14 protein-coding genes are annotated in these 17,745 nt (G+C 44.4%); 4 read left to right on the forward strand and 10 right to left on the reverse strand.

Annotated elements, in window-relative coordinates:
• Nucleotides 1–10: 10 nt before the first annotated feature.
• Both ACAX20_RS08785 and ACAX20_RS08790 read right to left on the reverse strand, forming a co-directional pair.
• Nucleotides 11–1,714 carry a class I adenylate-forming enzyme family protein gene (locus ACAX20_RS08785; RefSeq protein WP_371185506.1) on the reverse strand — a complete coding sequence of 568 codons (1,704 nt, stop codon included), beginning with the start codon at nt 1,712–1,714 and terminating at the stop codon, nt 11–13.
• A 13-nt stretch (nt 1,715–1,727) separates the two neighbouring features.
• On the reverse strand, nt 1,728–2,822 hold the full coding sequence (locus ACAX20_RS08790; RefSeq protein ID WP_371185508.1) for an MBL fold metallo-hydrolase: 1,095 nt from the start codon (nt 2,820–2,822) through the stop codon (nt 1,728–1,730).
• A 381-nt stretch (nt 2,823–3,203) separates the two neighbouring features.
• On the opposite strand from ACAX20_RS08790, the gene ACAX20_RS08795 reads away from it, so the two are divergent.
• Both ACAX20_RS08795 and ACAX20_RS08800 read left to right on the forward strand, forming a co-directional pair.
• Nucleotides 3,204–3,956: an electron transfer flavoprotein subunit beta/FixA family protein gene (locus ACAX20_RS08795; RefSeq protein ID WP_371185510.1), complete on the forward strand. Its 753-nt coding sequence runs from the start codon at nt 3,204–3,206 to the stop codon at nt 3,954–3,956.
• Nucleotides 3,953–4,879 (forward strand): electron transfer flavoprotein subunit alpha/FixB family protein, encoded by a 927-nt coding sequence (locus tag ACAX20_RS08800; RefSeq protein WP_371185512.1) that lies wholly within the window; start codon nt 3,953–3,955, stop codon nt 4,877–4,879. The genes ACAX20_RS08795 and ACAX20_RS08800 overlap by 4 nt, the downstream gene beginning before the upstream one ends.
• A 153-nt stretch (nt 4,880–5,032) precedes the next feature.
• On the opposite strand, the gene ACAX20_RS08805 is transcribed toward ACAX20_RS08800, so the two are convergent.
• The 5 genes from ACAX20_RS08805 to ACAX20_RS08825 form a co-directional block, all read right to left on the reverse strand.
• A complete protein-coding gene (locus ACAX20_RS08805) occupies nt 5,033–5,452 on the reverse strand; it encodes a hypothetical protein (protein ID WP_371185514.1) in 420 nt (139 codons plus the stop codon).
• 145 nt (nt 5,453–5,597) lie between these two features.
• Nucleotides 5,598–6,083, reverse strand: coding sequence for a hypothetical protein (locus ACAX20_RS08810; protein WP_371185515.1), 486 nt, complete (start codon nt 6,081–6,083; stop codon nt 5,598–5,600).
• 390 nt (nt 6,084–6,473) lie between these two features.
• Entirely contained in the window at nt 6,474–7,676 is a 1,203-nt protein-coding gene (locus ACAX20_RS08815; protein ID WP_371185517.1) for an acetyl-CoA C-acyltransferase, read from the reverse strand.
• A gap of 15 nt (nt 7,677–7,691) precedes the next feature.
• Entirely contained in the window at nt 7,692–8,147 is a 456-nt protein-coding gene (locus ACAX20_RS08820; protein WP_371185519.1) for a MaoC family dehydratase, read from the reverse strand.
• Between the two features lie 2 nt (nt 8,148–8,149).
• The gene (locus tag ACAX20_RS08825; RefSeq protein ID WP_371185520.1) at nt 8,150–8,932 is read right to left on the reverse strand and encodes an SDR family oxidoreductase; all 783 of its coding nucleotides are present in this window, start codon (nt 8,930–8,932) and stop codon (nt 8,150–8,152) included.
• Between the two features lie 222 nt (nt 8,933–9,154).
• Between ACAX20_RS08825 and ACAX20_RS08830 the strand changes: the two genes are divergently transcribed.
• Both ACAX20_RS08830 and ACAX20_RS08835 read left to right on the forward strand, forming a co-directional pair.
• Nucleotides 9,155–10,534 (forward strand): DUF1329 domain-containing protein, encoded by a 1,380-nt coding sequence (locus ACAX20_RS08830; RefSeq protein WP_371185522.1) that lies wholly within the window; start codon nt 9,155–9,157, stop codon nt 10,532–10,534.
• A 15-nt stretch (nt 10,535–10,549) separates the two neighbouring features.
• A complete protein-coding gene (locus ACAX20_RS08835) occupies nt 10,550–12,187 on the forward strand; it encodes a DUF1302 domain-containing protein (protein WP_371185524.1) in 1,638 nt (545 codons plus the stop codon).
• 574 nt (nt 12,188–12,761) lie between these two features.
• Here ACAX20_RS08835 and ACAX20_RS08840 read toward each other — a convergent pair.
• The 3 genes from ACAX20_RS08840 to ACAX20_RS08850 all read right to left on the reverse strand — a co-directional run bounded on the left by ACAX20_RS08840 (nt 12,762) and on the right by ACAX20_RS08850 (nt 17,688).
• Nucleotides 12,762–14,930, reverse strand: coding sequence for a TonB-dependent receptor (locus ACAX20_RS08840; protein ID WP_371185526.1), 2,169 nt, complete (start codon nt 14,928–14,930; stop codon nt 12,762–12,764).
• A gap of 207 nt (nt 14,931–15,137) precedes the next feature.
• Nucleotides 15,138–16,235 (reverse strand): Rieske 2Fe-2S domain-containing protein, encoded by a 1,098-nt coding sequence (locus ACAX20_RS08845; protein ID WP_371185528.1) that lies wholly within the window; start codon nt 16,233–16,235, stop codon nt 15,138–15,140.
• Between the two features lie 94 nt (nt 16,236–16,329).
• Nucleotides 16,330–17,688 carry a spinster family MFS transporter gene (locus tag ACAX20_RS08850; RefSeq protein WP_371185530.1) on the reverse strand — a complete coding sequence of 453 codons (1,359 nt, stop codon included), beginning with the start codon at nt 17,686–17,688 and terminating at the stop codon, nt 16,330–16,332.
• Nucleotides 17,689–17,745: the final 57 nt, after the last annotated feature.

Below are 17,745 nucleotides of genomic sequence, written 5' to 3' on the forward strand. Positions count from 1 at the left end.
GCTCGTCTCCTTACGCTAGCGCACTAATGAAATTAGATTTAAGCTCGACTTTTAATAGCTTACCGGCAGGGTTTCTTGGTAATTTTTCTTCAGTCAAGATGACTTTAGAGGGTACTTTAAAGCATGCTAAACGTTCAGCACAGTACTTAATTAAGTCTTCTTCGCTAACATTGCTACCACTGCGTTGACTTACCACCGCAACCACCGCTTCACCTAGGTCTTCGTCAGGAATACCGGTTACACCCGCCTCTAAAACGTCATCATGGTGTAATAAACAACACTCGACTTCAGCTGCAGAAATATTTTCGCCTGCTCGGTTAATCACGTCTTTTAAACGATCGATAACAAATAAATAGTTGTGCTCATCCACATAACCAATGTCGCCGGTGCTTAACCAACCGTTGTCATCTGCTGGGTTACAAATACCGTGTTCAGCATCCATGTAACCACTCATTAACGTAACACCCTTAAGTTGGATTTCACCCACCCCGCCGGCTTCAGCAATAGAACCATCTTCGCGAACAATACGCACTTGCATAATTGGCGAAACAATGCCTGATGCGTTAGGATGAGCATTAAAAATAGCGCCTGAGCCAGCCGCTCCAACCCCATTGGTTTCGGTCATACCATAACCGATACCAATCATTTTATTGGGCATTTTCTCGAGTACTTCGCTGATCAGCTTCTTCGGAATACCTGCGCCGCCAAAACCAAGGCCGGCTAGTTGATGCTGAATTTTTCCTTCGCTAAACTCGTGATGACGCATCATTTGCATGATCATCGCTGGCGCACCGTTAAATACTGTTACTTGCTCTTGTTCAAGCAACTCTAGCGCATTTTCGGTATCCCATTTATGAATAAATACCAACTTACGGCCTGATAACAAGCCATTAAGTAATTGCGCATGCAAACCACTAACGTGAAACAATGGCACCGCTGTTAATGCCACAGGCGGCATTGCCTTTTCTTGAATAGCCGCTATCGCTTCTGGTGAACTCATCGCAGAAATCGCGGTGATGTAATTAATGTTATATAGCGCCTGACAAACCGCTCGATTGGTTGACAATGCCGCTTTCGCCCGACTTGTTGCGCCGGAGGTAAATAAAATTAATGCTGGGGAATCTCCGTTAATATTAGGTTTGCTCCAAACAGCATTGTCTTGGTTTATCACCGATTCTGCGTCAATCACATTAGCATCATGTTGTGCAGGATCGGTGATCAAGTCATGTAAACAAATAACTAGCTTCGGCAGCTGTGTTGCGCATTCGCTAATTCTTCTATAGCGCGCATCATCACATACTAATACGTCTGGTTTTATGTCATTAATTGCTGCATTAAGCTCTTCGCCTAAGCCAAAGCTATTTAGCGGCGCTGGTACCGCACCAACAAATACAGCTGCGACAAAAAATACCGCCCATTCAGGGCGATTGCGCATCGCTATCGCTAAACGTTGACCAGGTTCGATCCCCGAGCTTTGCAGATACGCGGCTGTGCGATCAACCGCTTGATAAAAACGACGGTAGCTCCAACGGTCATCACCGTAAACTAAAAACACGCTATCGTCTTCTCGACGCACGGCTTGTAACATGTCCGCTAACACGTCAGGTGCTTGCTTAAAGTACGGTACTTGTTGCTCTGGACATTGCGCTAATTCAAATGGCGCACCAGGTTGGGTTAACTTTTGTTGAATTGACGCTAATGTTTGATAAACCATTATGCTAACTCTCCTAAAATGTGCCTGCTCTTGTTCTTGTTGTATACATGAGGACATGCTGATTTGAGGGCACTCGTTTTATTTTATTATTAGTGCAGAGATAATTGAGGTGAGCTAACGTTTCGCTCTGAGCCAACATACTATCTACTGCGTTTTTTATCTGAGGGAATAGCCAGTTCATTGCTTGATAAGCATTAAACTGTTCAATTTTGTTCGCTTCCTGCAAGATAGTTTCCAGCAAACTTTGATGATGTTGCTGCAACTGCTCAACCCTTGCGTGTAAATTAATAAATGCTTTTCCATGAGAAGGCAACACTAATGTGTCGGTTGGTAATAATTGCAACGATGACAACGAAGCGAACCACTGCGATAAACTATCGGCAAATGGCTCGGTATCTGATACAAATATGTTGGAACTTATGTCGGGTAATACTTGGTCGCCGGCAAGTAATAGATTCTGCTCACCAGCACTGAATAGACAGGCATGCTCTGGAGAATGTCCTCGGCCAATTTTCACCGTCCATTTACGACCACCAATGACAAAGGTTTGTTGTTCACAAAGGCGATTAAAATGACTTGGGACGAAACTAACAAAAGGATCGTGACGACATGTCTTAGCGACTTTGTCCACCATATCGTTTGGCATCCCCTGTTTTAACAAAAACTGAGTTTGTGCCTGTACACGTTTTTCTCTATCTTCCACCGCCAAAGAGCGCAACGTATAGTATTCGCCCATGGTCATCCACACTGGCGCATCAAACAGCTCCATTAAAAAAGGCGCTAAACCGGCATGGTCGTAATGAAAATGGGTACAAATAATGCCTTTGACGGGGCGATTGTTAAAAAAAGTGTTGGCAAGATGTTGCCAATATTGTCTGCTCTCTTGATTTGGTAACCCAGTGTCGACAATGTACCAGCCATCACCGTCAGCTAAGAGGTAGACATTAATGTGTGACAACGCCATTTTCAGTGGCATTTTCAACTGATAAACGCCTGCCACTAACTCTGTTGGTTGACCCTCTTTGATCTCACCAAAATCTGGAAACTCAAGCTCAGCACGCTGTTTGCGCTTAAGCTCTCGCCTTAATTCTTTATTTTGAGCGACCATCAACGAATCCACAACCTCATTTAGTGTGCAATAGCTAGCCAATGTAAAGTTAATTTACACGAGCGTAATACGTCCATTAGGACGATACGCAATAATAAACAAACCGCTACACGCTATTTTATCTGCGACAACGCAGAGCTACATTACTTTGCTAAAGCCCCCCTTTTTGCGGTTTAAGACGGTATTTTTTGCTGTTCCAGATAAACACACAGATCAACTGCGACGTTATTTGATTGTTGCTAAAACCCGTATCGTTAAGCTAATCCGTTTGAGGGAGGACATATTTTGCGCACCAGATTACCGTATCAATGAATTTACGACATAACTCTTTTGGACTATAGCGCCACGTGACCACCAAAAGATAACCACAACGAGGTATTCATGAAAATTCTTGTGCCGATAAAACGCGTTGTTGATCACAACGTCAAAGTAAAAGTTAAATCTGACCAATCAGGCGTCGATTTAACCAGTGTTAAAATGGCGATCAATCCGTTTTGCGAAATTGCTGTTGAAGAGGCGGTTCGTTTAAAAGAAGCTAACATCGCTAGCGAAGTGATTGCTATTTCCATTGGTGACAAAGGTTGCCAAGAACAGCTTAGAACCGCCTTAGCGCTAGGTGCTGATAGAGCGATTCATGTCCAAGCAGATAACGATTTAGAATCACTACATGTGGCTAAGGTATTAGCAAAAATCGTTGCCAAAGAAACACCTGACTTGGTTATTTTAGGTAAGCAAGCGATTGACTCTGATAACAACCAAACGGGACAAATGCTTGCGGCATTATGTGACTTGCCACAAGGTACGTTTGCATCTGAAATAAAAATTGAAAACCAACACGTTACCGTAACGCGCGAAGTGGACGGTGGCCTACAACAGGTTGTGCTAAACCTGCCTGCCATTGTGACGACTGACCTTCGCTTAAACGAACCTCGTTACGCCTCATTACCAAACATTATGAAAGCAAAACGTAAGCCGTTAGAGCAATTCACGCTTGCTGATTTTGGCATTACCTTAAATAAAACCCTGACCACCATCAAAGTCGAAGAACCCGCGGTACGCAGTGGTGGCGCCAAGGTGGCCGATATTAACGAGCTAGTCGAAAAACTTAAAACCGAAGCGAAGGTGATTTCATGAGTATTTTAGTGATTGCTGAACATCAGCAAGGTAAGTTAAAAATTGATACCTACAAAACAGTCGCTGCCGCGCAAAAAATCGGTGGCACTATCGACCTACTCGTTTGTGGTCATGAATTAGGCAACGTGGTATCTGCAGTCGCAACAATTGATGGCGTTAGCCAAGTATTGGTTGCTGACAACCCCTGTTACGCCCACCAGCTTGCGGAAAATACTGCTGATTTGGTTGTATCGTTGGCGAGCAACTACTCGCACATTTTGGCATCGGCGACCACAACGGGTAAAAACTTCACACCTCGTGTGGCCGCGCTATTGGATGTTTGTCAAATCTCCGATATTAGCGACGTGATTGATGCGGACACCTTTAAGCGCCCTATTTACGCGGGTAACGTGATTGCCACGGTGCAATCAACCGACACAGTTAAAGTGATGACTGTGCGTAGCTCATCGTTTGATGCGGCTAAAACCGGTAATACCGCGTCTATAACAACATTAACAACGGCTGTTGAAAGTACTAAATCACAATTTGTTAGCGAAGAGTTTAGTGAGTCAGAGCGTCCTGAGCTGAGTGCCGCAAGCGTCATTATATCTGGTGGCCGTGGTATGCAAAATGGTGAAAACTTCAGTCTACTTGAAGGCATTGCCGACAAACTTGGCGCGGCTGTTGGCGCATCACGTGCCGCTGTTGATGCAGGCTTTGTTGCCAACGATATGCAAGTTGGTCAAACAGGTAAAATTGTTGCTCCAGACTTGTACATTGCCGTTGGTATCTCAGGTGCGATTCAACATTTAGCGGGTATGAAAGACTCAAAAGTGATTGTTGCTATCAATAAAGATGAAGAAGCGCCCATTTTTCAAGTTGCTGATTATGGTTTGGTGGGAGATTTATTTACGGCATTACCTGAACTCGAAAAAGCACTGTAAATCGCTCTACTGACACGTATCATTAGTGATTAAGGGACATTCATCATCGGGTGAACGTCCCCTTTTTATCGCCTAGGTTATTGCCGAGTCATTGATTTGCCACCCACCTTTTGCTTTCGCTTACGCTAGCAATTTCTCGCTAAGATAATACGCTTACTGCATGTTCTCATGATGTCGTTTATCGAGCATATAGCTTGCAACAACAGGCCACAATACAAGCAACGCAGGTTGAAAATAAAGCTTATAGTAACCCCAAAGTTCAGTCGCTAATATCAGTTGAGCGAACAACCCCACTATCGTTAAACATAAAAATAGCGCAATAAAACTTTGATTTATGCCACGCCATAATTGCGAAGCGAAACCTAAGCGCTTTGCAAAAATCACATGCGCTAACCCTTTGGGTGTGACAACGCTAAACAACATGGCGAAAAGCGCCGCTAATAGCCAGAAGGCACTCGGTTGATAGCGCTCCTGTTCAACCAACAACAACAGCGCCAACTGTTGAGATGCAAAAGCCGTAAGAATAAATACAAAGATAACGGCGAGTAAATACCGCCATGTAATTGACCACATGGAGTGCTCCTGGTTAATTAGCTTAGGGAGAAAATTTTCGTCGCTCAGGCTGACGCTTGGTATTTGAAAACCAGCCGTCAGCCTATCAAGACCATAATAAAATGTTCAACGCTACTAACGTCGTGAAGATTGACGTGTTGCAACGCTAGCTGCGCCCCCATGCATCTGCGATGGTCACTTGGCATTGACTGTAAGCTTCAGCACTTTTCTGAGCAATCCCACGAACCCTAAAATTGGTTGAGGTGTTTGACGCTAGTTTAATTTCTTCATCTGTTATTGAAAAGGTATCAACTAGTTCTTCACTGGGAGAGAACAAATTGACATGATACTTCACATCTTCAAAGCTGAAATCAGATTTATTGTTTATTTCACCTAAACACGCGACATAAAGTCCATCTTGTTCAACTTTCGTACTTAATTCTGCTACCGTAACTTGCAATTCTTTGAGTGCTTTTTCCTCTAATTCCTTTACATAAAAGGTCTCATAGTAAGTAAAAGAAAATATTCCAAGAATGAATAGCCCTACCAAACCAATCAGTATGGGGCTATTTTCCAAGTTTGAAAACTTCGCTTGTAATGATGTGCAATGAGGACATTTTTTGGCACGACTGTCTATCTCACTGAAGCACATTATGCATTCCTTATGATTGACCATAACGCTCCTTAATTCTCTATCCGTTTAAAAGTTCATAAGTTACTCATTTTGATTGCTAATACATTAGTATCAAACTTAGTAACCTTTTGCTAGATATAGAAATATTTGATTACCCTGAACCATTTCAACAACGCTATAAATAGAAAAAAGGAAACCTACAAACAGGTTTCCTTTTTATAAAGACTATGACAACGCTTGTATACGTGACAGAGGGAAATCTTGGGGGTAAACAGTGTTTTGTTGTCGTTCGTCGTTATTTATTTTCTCATAAGGGCTACAGGCATTTGTTTATGGTTGGCTTAGCGACTCATTAACGTGTATTTGTATCAATCGCTCGCCAACCACTGCTGTTACTGCTTAGTACAACTAAGCGACTTCAAATAAGCCTGCCGCGCCCATGCCGCCACCAATACACATGGTCACAACAACGTACCTGGCGTTACGGCGCTTACCTTCGAGTAGCGCGTGACCAACCATACGCGAGCCTGACATACCAAATGGATGACCAATGGCAATTGCACCACCGTTCACATTTAGCTTGTCCATTGGAATACCTAATTCACGTTGACAGTGTAATACCTGACATGCAAACGCCTCGTTAAGCTCCCACAGGTCAATATCGTCTACGGTTAAACCGTGACGTTCAAGTAACTTAGGTACGGCGTAAATAGGACCAATGCCCATTTCGTCTGATTCACAACCGGCAACCGCAACACCACGATAGTAACCTAGTGGTTCAATGCCTTTTTGTTTGGCAAGCTCTGCATCCATTACCACACACGCTGACGCACCGTCAGATAATTGTGATGCGTTACCCGCTGTAATGAACTCACCTTGATTGATCACCTCACCACCAGACCATACTGGCTCTAGTTTGGATAAGCTTTCTTGTGTCGTCGTTACACGGTTACACTCGTCTTTTTCTAGGGTAACCGTTTCATAACTGGTGGTTTTGGTTTCTTTATCAAACACGGCTTTGGTGGTCGTAAACGGTACGATTTCATCGTTAAACACGCCTGCTTCTTGTGCAAATGCAGTACGCTGTTGGCTTAACAAACTGTACTCATCTTGCTCTTGACGGCTAATACCGTAACGCTTTGAAACCACTTCGGCAGTTTCAATCATCGGCATGTAAGCATGCGGGTCGTTTTCTTTAACAATTTTTGCTTGGTTACGGTAGACGTTTTTATGCTTGTTTTGTACTAGCGAGATAGATTCTAGACCACCGGCAACGGCAATATCATACTCGTTACAGATAATGCTTTTAGCCGCCGAAGCAATCGCCATTAAGCCCGATGAACATTGGCGCTCAATTGCCATGCCCGCTACTGAGCTAGGTAATCCTGCGGCAACGGCACACAAACGTCCTAAGTTATAAGATTGGGTACCTTGTTGTGCTGCTGCGCCCATGATCACGTCGTCAACCTCGTGCGGTGCGATATTGGCTTTTTCTAATGCATGCTTTACTACATGGCCGCCCATTGCTGGGGCTTCGGTATCATTTAACGAACCGCGGAACGCTTTGCCAATGGCGGTGCGAGCGGTTGATACGATAACTGCTTCTCTCATAATGAATCCTATTAACTATGGATAATATCTGGAAATGGTGTCGACCACACACGCAGGGCGAGTCTCACCTTCAACTAATACGCTGACGCGAATGGTGGCTTGGATACCGCCTTTAACTTCTGCGACATCTACGATTTCGCCATGGCCTGATACCTTGGCTCCAACTTTTACTGAGTTAGGAAAACGCACCCGATCACAACCGTAGTTAACGCCCATGCTTGCGCCTTGCACGTCTATCAGTTGTGGTAAAAAGTAGTTCACTAAGCTCAGTGTTAGGTAACCGTGTGCGATACAAGCACCGAACGGACCTTTGGCAGCCTTTTCTGGGTCAACGTGGATCCATTGATGATCGCCGGTGGCTTCAGCAAACAAATCGATTCGGGACTGCTCAATGTCCAACCATTCGGTTTGACCTAAGTCTTTACCAATGTGCTCTAACAATTCTTGTGGTTTAGTAAATACAACAGTCATTGTTACGCCCTTTGACTGCTTGCCGATACGACTTCGCCGGTCATGTAACTGCTGTAATCACTGGCTAGGAACATCATAATATTGGCGATTTCCCAAACCTCAGCAGCACGACCAAACGCTTCTTGCTGACTCAGTTTATTCAACAATGACTCTGGTGCTGATTTTTTCAAAAAGTCGTGCATCGCAATACTCGGGCTTACCGCGTTAATGCGAATGTTCGACTCAGCAACTTCCATTGCGACACAGCGCGTTAATGCCATAACACCCGCTTTGGCAGCGGCATAATGACTTTGCTCTTGCTGTGCTCGCCAGCCTAATACCGATGCATTGTTTACAATCACACCACTATTACGACGTTCCATGTGCGGTAGTATGGCGCGCATCATCCGCATCGTACCAGTTAGTGATACATCAATAACTTTGTGCCATTGTGCGTCGGTCATATCGACAAGTTTTGTGCTACCACCTAAACCGGCGTTATTAATAAGCACGTCAATACCACCTGATTCTTTTTCCGCAAACGCAACTAACTCATCCACTTGCTCTTGTTGGGTAACGTCACAACAAAAGCCTAAAACCGCTTCTAAGCCGGTTTCAGCTTTAATGGTTTCTACAGATTGTGCTAAGCGCTCTGGGTGAATATCACTGATGATAAGGTGACGGCAACCTTCTTCGGCTGCTTTTTTTGCGGCCGAAAAGCCGATACCAGAACCCGCTGCGGCGGTAATAAGAACACTCTTGCCTTTTAATAGGCCATGACCTTCTACATATGATGGGGTATGCATAATGACTCCTCTTGTTTTGCCGTCATTATTACAACGCATTAAAGATCCACTCATCGTCAACTCGGACTAAACCCTTCTAACCTAGTCCTGTTAGACGATTCGTCTAAAAATAAACCATTCAGAATGAGCTTAGGTTGCTAACAGTTTATATATCGCATTATTCAAATACTGATAACAAATAGCGGCATGTAACGCAGCCAAGCATATTCAAAGGAGACTCAAGTGAAATTCAACAAACTCATTATTGCACTTGCTGTAGCGCCATGTTTTATGAACACCGCGGCTGCACAAGCGAGCAAAGAAGACATAAGTAAGTTAGGTAATGAGCTAACGTGTGTGGGTGCAGAAGCTGCAGCCAACGCCGATGGCACCATTCCAGCATATACCGGTAAGTGGCTAGGTACCCCTGAAGGTATCGAATACACGCCAAATGTAGGTCAACACCCGGTTGACCCATATGCTGACGAAAAGCCTCGTTTAACCATTACGGCGGCCAACTACAAAGAGCATCAGGATAAATTAACCCCTGGTCAAGTTGCCATGTTTGAGCGTTATCCTGAAACGTTTGAAATCCCTGTTTACCCAGGACATCGCGATTTTCGCTACCCAGATGTTGTCTGTGACGTAGCTAAGAAGAATGCCCAAGAAGCCGTTCTTGTTGATAATGGCTTTGGTTTCACTGGTTACATGGGTGCGGTACCGTTCCCTATTCCTGATCCAGCACAACCAATGCAATTGCTAGCCAACCATAACTTCCCATACCGTGCATTTTCATACTATGGTGTGCGTGATGTTGCTCTAGTTGATTCTGATGGTGATATCAGTTGGGGTACTCAAGATTTCAAAGGTATTAACTTAACCCTGCGTCCTGAAGACATTGGCAAGCCTTACGGCGAAATCATGGCAAAAAGTATCACTAAGGTTATCCGCCCTGCTCGTAACCGTGGTAACGCAACGGTTTCTGTTGAGCCAAATAACTTTGCACAAAGTAAGCGTCTAGCATGGACTTATAACCCAGGTACTCGTCGCGTACGTCAGTTACCAGAATACGGTTTTGACACCGCACTAGGTTCAACGTCAGGTAAAATGACCATCGATTCAGATCGCTTAATGAATGGTTCGCCGGAGCGTTACAATTGGTCTTTCGTTGGCAAAAAAGAAATTTATATTCCTGCAAACGCATTCAAAATTCATGAAGAAAAAGTGACATTGGATGATGTGTTAGGTAAATCTCACGCCAATCCAGAGCTTATGCGTTATGAGTTACGCCGTGTGTGGGTGCTCGAAGGTAAGCTTAAAGAAGGCTACCGCCACCGTTACGGACGTCGTACTTTATACCTAGATGAAGATAGCTATCATGCGATCATCTCAGACTTTTACGACACTCGTGATGAGCTAGTACAACACGCTTACATAAACTACTACTACGCATTTGATGCAGAGTCTTACGAAGCGGGTAGCTCTTTCTACCACGACTTAGTAAATGGCGGTTACGTAGGTTATGCACTAACCCAAGATCAAGAACGCGGTAACGTGTTAAACACTAACGATCTTGATGAGAAAATCTTTACGCCAGCGTCACTGCGTCGTATGAGTCACTAATAAGGGATTGCTGTAATGAAAAACTATAATAAGACATTAGTAGCAGCCGCGCTTAGTAGCGCCATATGTGCTCCCGCGTTTGCCGGCGAACCAATTGAGATCGCAGATGGTCTGACGCTTAGCTACAAAGGTACATTAAACTATTCTGTTGCGGTACGCTCTGGTAGCCCAGATGAAGACAACCTATCTTCTGGTAATGCCAATTTTGATAAGCGTGATCTGGTCAACAACAGCTTAAGCTTTTTGTTTGAAACTTATTTACAAGGCGATGGCTACGGTGTGGTATTAACCGGCTCGACCTTCTACGATGACGTTTACCACGACGATAAGTTCTCTTCGGAAACAAAACGTTATCACGGTGGCTATTCTCGCTTACTTGATGCGTATGCTTACACTAACTTTGCCGTTGGTGACGAAGGCTTCATGGATATCCGTGTTGGTAGCCACGTAGTAGCATGGGGTGAAGCGTTGTTCTTCCCGAGCATGTCGCTTGCACAAGGCCCATCAGATGCCATTAAAGCGTCGGTTCCAGGCACCGAAGTACGTGATATCTTGTTACCTGAAGAACAGATTTCTGTTCAATATGAGGTAAACCAGGACCTTTCAATTTTGGCGCATTACCAATTTGATTTCCATGAAACCTTAGTATCAACGCCGGGCTCTTACATGAGTACCAGTGAAGCGGTGGGTAACGGTGCATACTGCTTGCAACCAATGTCGGCTGAAACATTCGGTTTTCCAGCAGAGCTAGGTGTTCCTGCTGAGTTTTGTGGCTTTGCACCGCGTCAAGCTGACAAAAAGCCTGACGGCGGCCAATGGGGTGTTGGCGTACGTTACCGTCCAAGTTTAAGCACCGAAGTCGGTGTTTATTACTTGAACTATGACTCGCGTATTCCGTTACCCGTTATTGAGCCACTTGGCTTTACCGGCGAAACTTACCCGCAGCCATTACCTATGCTTGGCTTCCCTGAGTATGTACCAGGTTCATACGCAGTGAATTACTTCGATGATATTGACCTATATGGTGCAACCTTTACCACCATCACAGGCGCGGCATCAATCGCTGGTGAGTTTACTTTAAAGCAAGGTGCACCGACCATGGTTAACACCTTTATTCCAGCGATGAGTGCCGATGAAGATGCGACGTATATCCCAACGCCTGTGCGTTCAGATATTCGCCAGTTCAACCTCAACTCTATCTACAACTTTGGTAGTATGCTAGGTACGGCGAACACCACCCTGACGTCTGAAGTATCGTACGTACAAATCGACAATGTTGAGAACGGTACACTCGATCCACAAGGTTTGACAATGGGCTTTATTCCGGAAACAAACAAGCTGTTTTATACCGACAAAGGCATCGCATTTAGTGCATCAGTAAACTTCGCTTACCCTGCGATTACTGATAGTTGGGATTTGTCGATTCCTGTGGCTTATTCAAACCAGCTCAAAGGCCGCACCATCACTGGTGGTGTTGGTGGTAAAGGTGATCAACGCTTTAGCATTGGTGCAACCTTCACTCACCCGGTATCGGAAGTGCAAGTTAGCATAAAATACCTAGACTACTTAGGTAGCACCGGTATGAACCCTGTAGAGCAAAAACCACTATCAGATCGTGACAACTTGTCACTATCGGTTAAGTGGTCGTTCTAAGCTAAGGGTTAATCGCTATTAGCGACACAAAAGGCTACGCAATTGCGTAGCCTTTTTCTTTAGCCGCTATCTAGAGCGTGTTGATCTTTCAGGGTTAAATTTTGTTCGAATTAAATGCATTTTTATCGCGGCACTTGTGATACGCATAGTTATTCTACGCACAGAGCAAGTAACAATGAAAAAATGCATTTAAACGAATCCAAAGGACAGCTTTTATGGCACCTTTCTACTCTGTTATCAATTACTTATGTGGAGTAGGCTCTAGTTATTAGCCTATGCTCTCATCATCGCTATAAGACCCTATAAAAGACCGTATGTAAGCTCATATTGCTATGCCCTATCGAAATTTACCCACTTCGCATCAGGGGTTATCAATGACTCAACTTGCTCCTCACATACAAAAGTAGCCGGTGCAGAGCACATCGATGACATTAAGCAGACATAAAAAAGGCTATGCAATTATGCATAGCCTTTTATCTGTTTGTGTCTCGTCCTAACATAGGTTTACGTTTACAGTATCTGCTGTAAAAGCATCAATCGTAGCCTATCCTACAGGACCCTATCCGCTATTCGCTTAGAAACCGTAACTGAGCTCTAAACCATACGTTGCTGGGTTACCATAGTAATTAATACCACCAATAAAGGTACCTGTTGCATCGGCCATCGGCACACCATTAATGCGGTATTCTTCGTCTAAGATATTTTGCCCCCACAGTGATAACGTAAACGCGCTACCGGCAATGTCCTCTACGGTTATGCGAGCATTGGCGATGCGATAGCTTTCAATTCGAGTGAAATCCGCCGATGGTTGGTTATGAAAGGCAAAATGATCACCAACATAGCTGTAATCGACCGATGCACGTAAATAACCGAATTCCACATCTCGCTCGTAGTTTAACCCTAGCGACCACTTTTGCTCGGGGCTGTATGGAAACTCAGCGCTATCGGTTACATCATTTGGCTCACCGGTAAATACGTTATAGGTAATAAACTCTTGATAATCTGAGCTTAATAAACTGAAGTTAAAGTTAGCCGTTAGGTTATCCGTTATCGCCAATATCGTCTCAAGCTCAACGCCTTTAATTTTCGCTGAACCCGCATTTTGAATATCTGAATAAGCACCTAAGAACTCAGACATTTGTAAGTTAGTTACATCGTTATAAAAAGCGGCTATATTGGCTTGCAAACGCTCATCAAATAATCGTGACTTGATTCCCCATTCGTATGCGACAACTTCTTCGTCTTCATACGGCTTAGTGGCAAGCTCAGGGTTGGCTGCTTCGCCGTTAAAACCACCCGCTTTCCAGCCTTGTGATACTTTCACGTAGGTTTGCGCATCACGATTCAACTCATACGACACCGACGCCATACCTGACACGTTGGTCCAAGTATCACTGGCTGTGGTGTATGGTAATGGGAAGAACCAAAACTGGCTAAAATCATCCGGATGTTCAACATAGAAATCTTTTTCTTCTTCAGTCCAGCGAATACCGCCGGCAACCGTGATTTTATCGCTGATCTTATAATCGGCATGAACGTAGGCAGCAATCGACTGTGCATCAATACCATAGAAGTTGTTCACCGTACCAAAACCTAAGATAAACGGGTTAGATACGTCTGATTCTTCATCAAGGTAAAATAAGCCACCTACATAGTTAATACCTTGGTAGTTCCCCAACAGTTGCAGCTCTTGCGAAAACTGCTCGTGCTCTACATCTCGTAAGGTATGAAAACCTAACAAGTCAAAGCCATCATAATCATTACCATCGGCGTAATCGATATCACGGGTTGCAGAAATCGACTTTAACGTGACGCTATCATTTACATCCCAACTGATGGTCAACGCATGACCAGAGCTTTTTGAGCGATCGTACTGAACGCCATCGAGAGCCGCACTATCTTTACGCTCTTTGCTGTCATCAGGCATGATTGCAGGAATATTGACTTGCCCCATCGGTGGCGTTAGGTCTTTATCGCTGCTGTCGAAGGTATAATGCAAGGTCAAATCATCGCGAGGTTCATACAAGGCCGCAAAACGCAGTGCCGTAGAGTCCAATTGTTTAAACTCATGTACCTCTGAGTTCATTGACAGGTTGTCTTGAAAGCCATCACGCTGTTTTTTATTGGCGGTAATGCTAAAACTTAAGTTGTCATTAATCGTCGCAGAGTTTGCCGTTAGATAATAATCTTTAAGGCCATAATTACCAACACCTAAGCGAACTTCACCTTCAAATTCGCCACTTGGTTGACGGGTAACAATATTAATCGCCCCGCCGATGGTATTTTTTCCGTAAAGTGTGCCTTGTGGGCCACGTAAAATTTCTACGCGATCAATGGCTGCCACATCAAATAAGCCACCAACATTTTTTGACACGAATACGCCATCAACATAAACGCCTACCGTGGGCTCCCAAGTAATCGCGGGATTAATGGTTACCGAGCCACGAATAGCGATGGTTGCGGTATTACTGCCACCCGGCGCTTCTGAAATTTGCACATTAGGTGCAAACACACTCAAATCTTCGACATCGGTAACACCTTTTTCAGCAAGCGAATCACTATTAAATACAGAGACCGCCGTCGGTAACTCTTGCAAGTTTTGCACGCGTTTTTGTGCCGTTACTTCAATCACTTCAAGCTTACCGTTTTCATTGACCGGCGCCTGCTCCTCGTTTGCGTGGGCCATTGTCACACTGCCAAGGGCAAGTGCCACTGACAAGCTCAACACATTATAGTTATGCATAGTATTTTCCTACTTTCCCCATGAATGTTTTATCCCTGTTACCAAGGCATAAATACCGAATAATATTTATTCAATTAACCATGTTATTCGTGCAGGTTTTAATCGACATACTACAAATGCATTAGTTAAGTCATTGTTTTATTTAAACAAGGCACAAAAAAGCCAAGCTTAAGCTTGGCTTTTACATCTAAACGGTAGCGTTACGAATTACTCTTCAATCGTATACGGCTCTGCGCCTCTTGGTACGTATACGCCTTCACATTTATCCAAGAACTCTTGTTGACGAGCACGTGGGTTATAGAACTGTTTGTACCAAATACGTGCTTTCATAAATGGCCCGTCACTTGGTAAGAACAAACCGTTTAAACACGCTTCTTTGTTGGTCCACACTTCAAAATCTTGTGCAAATGCTAAGCGACTTGCTTCTTGGAACTGTGCCGCTGCGATCTTATCTTGGGTGGTCACTTTCGCACTGCCTGATGGTGATTTGACCAACAATGCATGCCATACGTGTACTTTGCCATCTGTTACAGGGGTATGACAAATCATCAGAACCGACTCATAATAACCAGTTAAATCAGAAATCAGTACACCTGGACCGTTGTAGGTGGTGATGGTATGCAAAATTGGACTTGCGCCGTCTTCACCCACTAACGTACGGTGTGGACCACATTGACGTTGCGTTGCATAAACACCTTTAAATTCGTTTTCGTAACGCTGTACGGTCGAACCATGAATTGGTGATAAATGACCATAATCACAAATATTATCAATGACTTCTTGTGGGTGATGCTCTAGCTCACCTAAATCGTCAAACGTCCACTGAACCCAATCTGGCTCATCCCATTGCGCTAATGTTGGGTGATCGTAGTCTGGCGCACCACCTTCAGGATCATGCCAAATCCAGATCGCACCAAGGCTTTCTTCAACAGGCCATGTTTTTACACACGCCGTTTTTGGAATTGGACCATCGTGGTATGGGATATCATCACACTCGCCTTTGGCGTTAAACCGCCATGCGTGATATGGACAACGGATACCGTCGCCTTCAATGTTCGTACCGCCGCCATCAATGATAACGTATGAGGTATCGTTAGGCGCCGCTAAATGCGTTTTCATGTGCGGGCAATAAGCGTCCATTAAAATGGCTTTACCACTTTCTTGACCACGGTATAAACAAAACTCGCGACCGAAAAACGTTAACGCCACAGGTTTGTGGGTATTAATTTGTTCAGAGGTGGCAATCATGAACCAGCCTCGAGGATAGGTGAACTCCCCAAGATTATAATCTTTGGTTGTAGCCATTGGTTATCTCTCCTATTGATATTCTGTCGTCCATTCTGCGTGAATTCATTAATAACCACATAGTCAGTATGGACTATTTAAAATTTTACCGATTTTACTGCTGTAATTGCTTGATACGCTGGACGTAACCACGCACGCTAACGGCATAGCAGATAGCAGCAACTAAAAAGAAACATAAGGTGATCGCTAAGCCGATTGCTAATCCTTTTGCCTCACCATGTGATGAAAACACATCACTTAACACACCTGTTAAAAATGGACCTAACCCGGCACCACATAAGGTCACAAACAAGTTCAATAGCGCTGCGCCTGTCGCGCGTTGATCGTCCGTGGTTAAATGACTCACGGCAGCGTACGATAAGGTTGGCCACCAGCTATTAAAGAATGAAAAGACACCCACTAAGAAAATCGCACCCGGGATAGCAAGGCTACCGACTTGCCACATTAAATCCGCCGGCGCGAATAAAAAGGCAATACCAAATGGAAAACTCACCACAATACCGATGATCGGTAACAACATCTGCCAACGCTGATCTTTACTGGTGCGCTTATCACAATACCAACCAGAAAAAATCGAGCCACAAGCAGCAAAAACACCACTGGCTAAACCGAATGATAAACCGGCGATAGTAAGCGAGACGTCCCAATGGCGCACCATAAACGTTGGCACCCAAATACCAAAGCCATAGCCAGCAAGGCCAGCAAAACCACTGCCCATACAGACCCAAAACATGCCTGGAATTTTAATAATATTAGCGAGACGTTGATGCAGCGGTGCTTGTTCTACGGGTTTAGTTTCGCTAACCGCTTGCTTGGACGCTTGACGAGGGTCTTTGGTAAAGAAATACAATAATGCGGCTAATAAAATACCCGGGACACCGAAAACAAAAAACACATAACGCCAGCCATAGGTTTGGGCAATGTAACCACCAAGCACCATGGCGGCTAACAAACCAATGTGAGGCCCTAGCATCATCACACTGATGGCTAACGAGCGACGATTTTTCGGATATAAATCTGACACCATAGACACAGAAGGAGCCATCCCCCCCGCTTCACCAACGGCAACGCTCATACGTGCAATCACTAACTGCCAAAACTGGGCAACAGCACCACACGCCATGGTCGCTAAACTCCATAGCGAACAACACACGGCTATGATATTACGACGATTAACCCCTTTGTCAGCCAACTGTCCCATTGGTAAGCTGATCAAGGCATATAAACTCGCAAAAGCAATACCAGATAAAAAGCCCATCACCGTATCAGATACACCAAATTCTTGGCGAATGGGCTCCATAACAATGGCGATAACATTACGGTCAATAAACGAAAAGACATAAATTAAGGCAAGTAAAGCAAGGGTGAAATGGGTGCGCCAGTTAACTTTTGGGGTATTGTCTAACAATCCCGCGGCTTCGTCTGGCGTAGAAGCTTTGCTGTATGAGTTCATAGTCGTTCTCACTGTTATTTGGATTATGCCAGAATGAAGACTATTGCTAGCACTAAC

The sequence above is a fragment of the Thalassotalea sp. Sam97 genome, from assembly GCF_041379765.1.
Taxonomy (GTDB): domain Bacteria; phylum Pseudomonadota; class Gammaproteobacteria; order Enterobacterales; family Alteromonadaceae; genus Thalassotalea_A; species Thalassotalea_A maritima.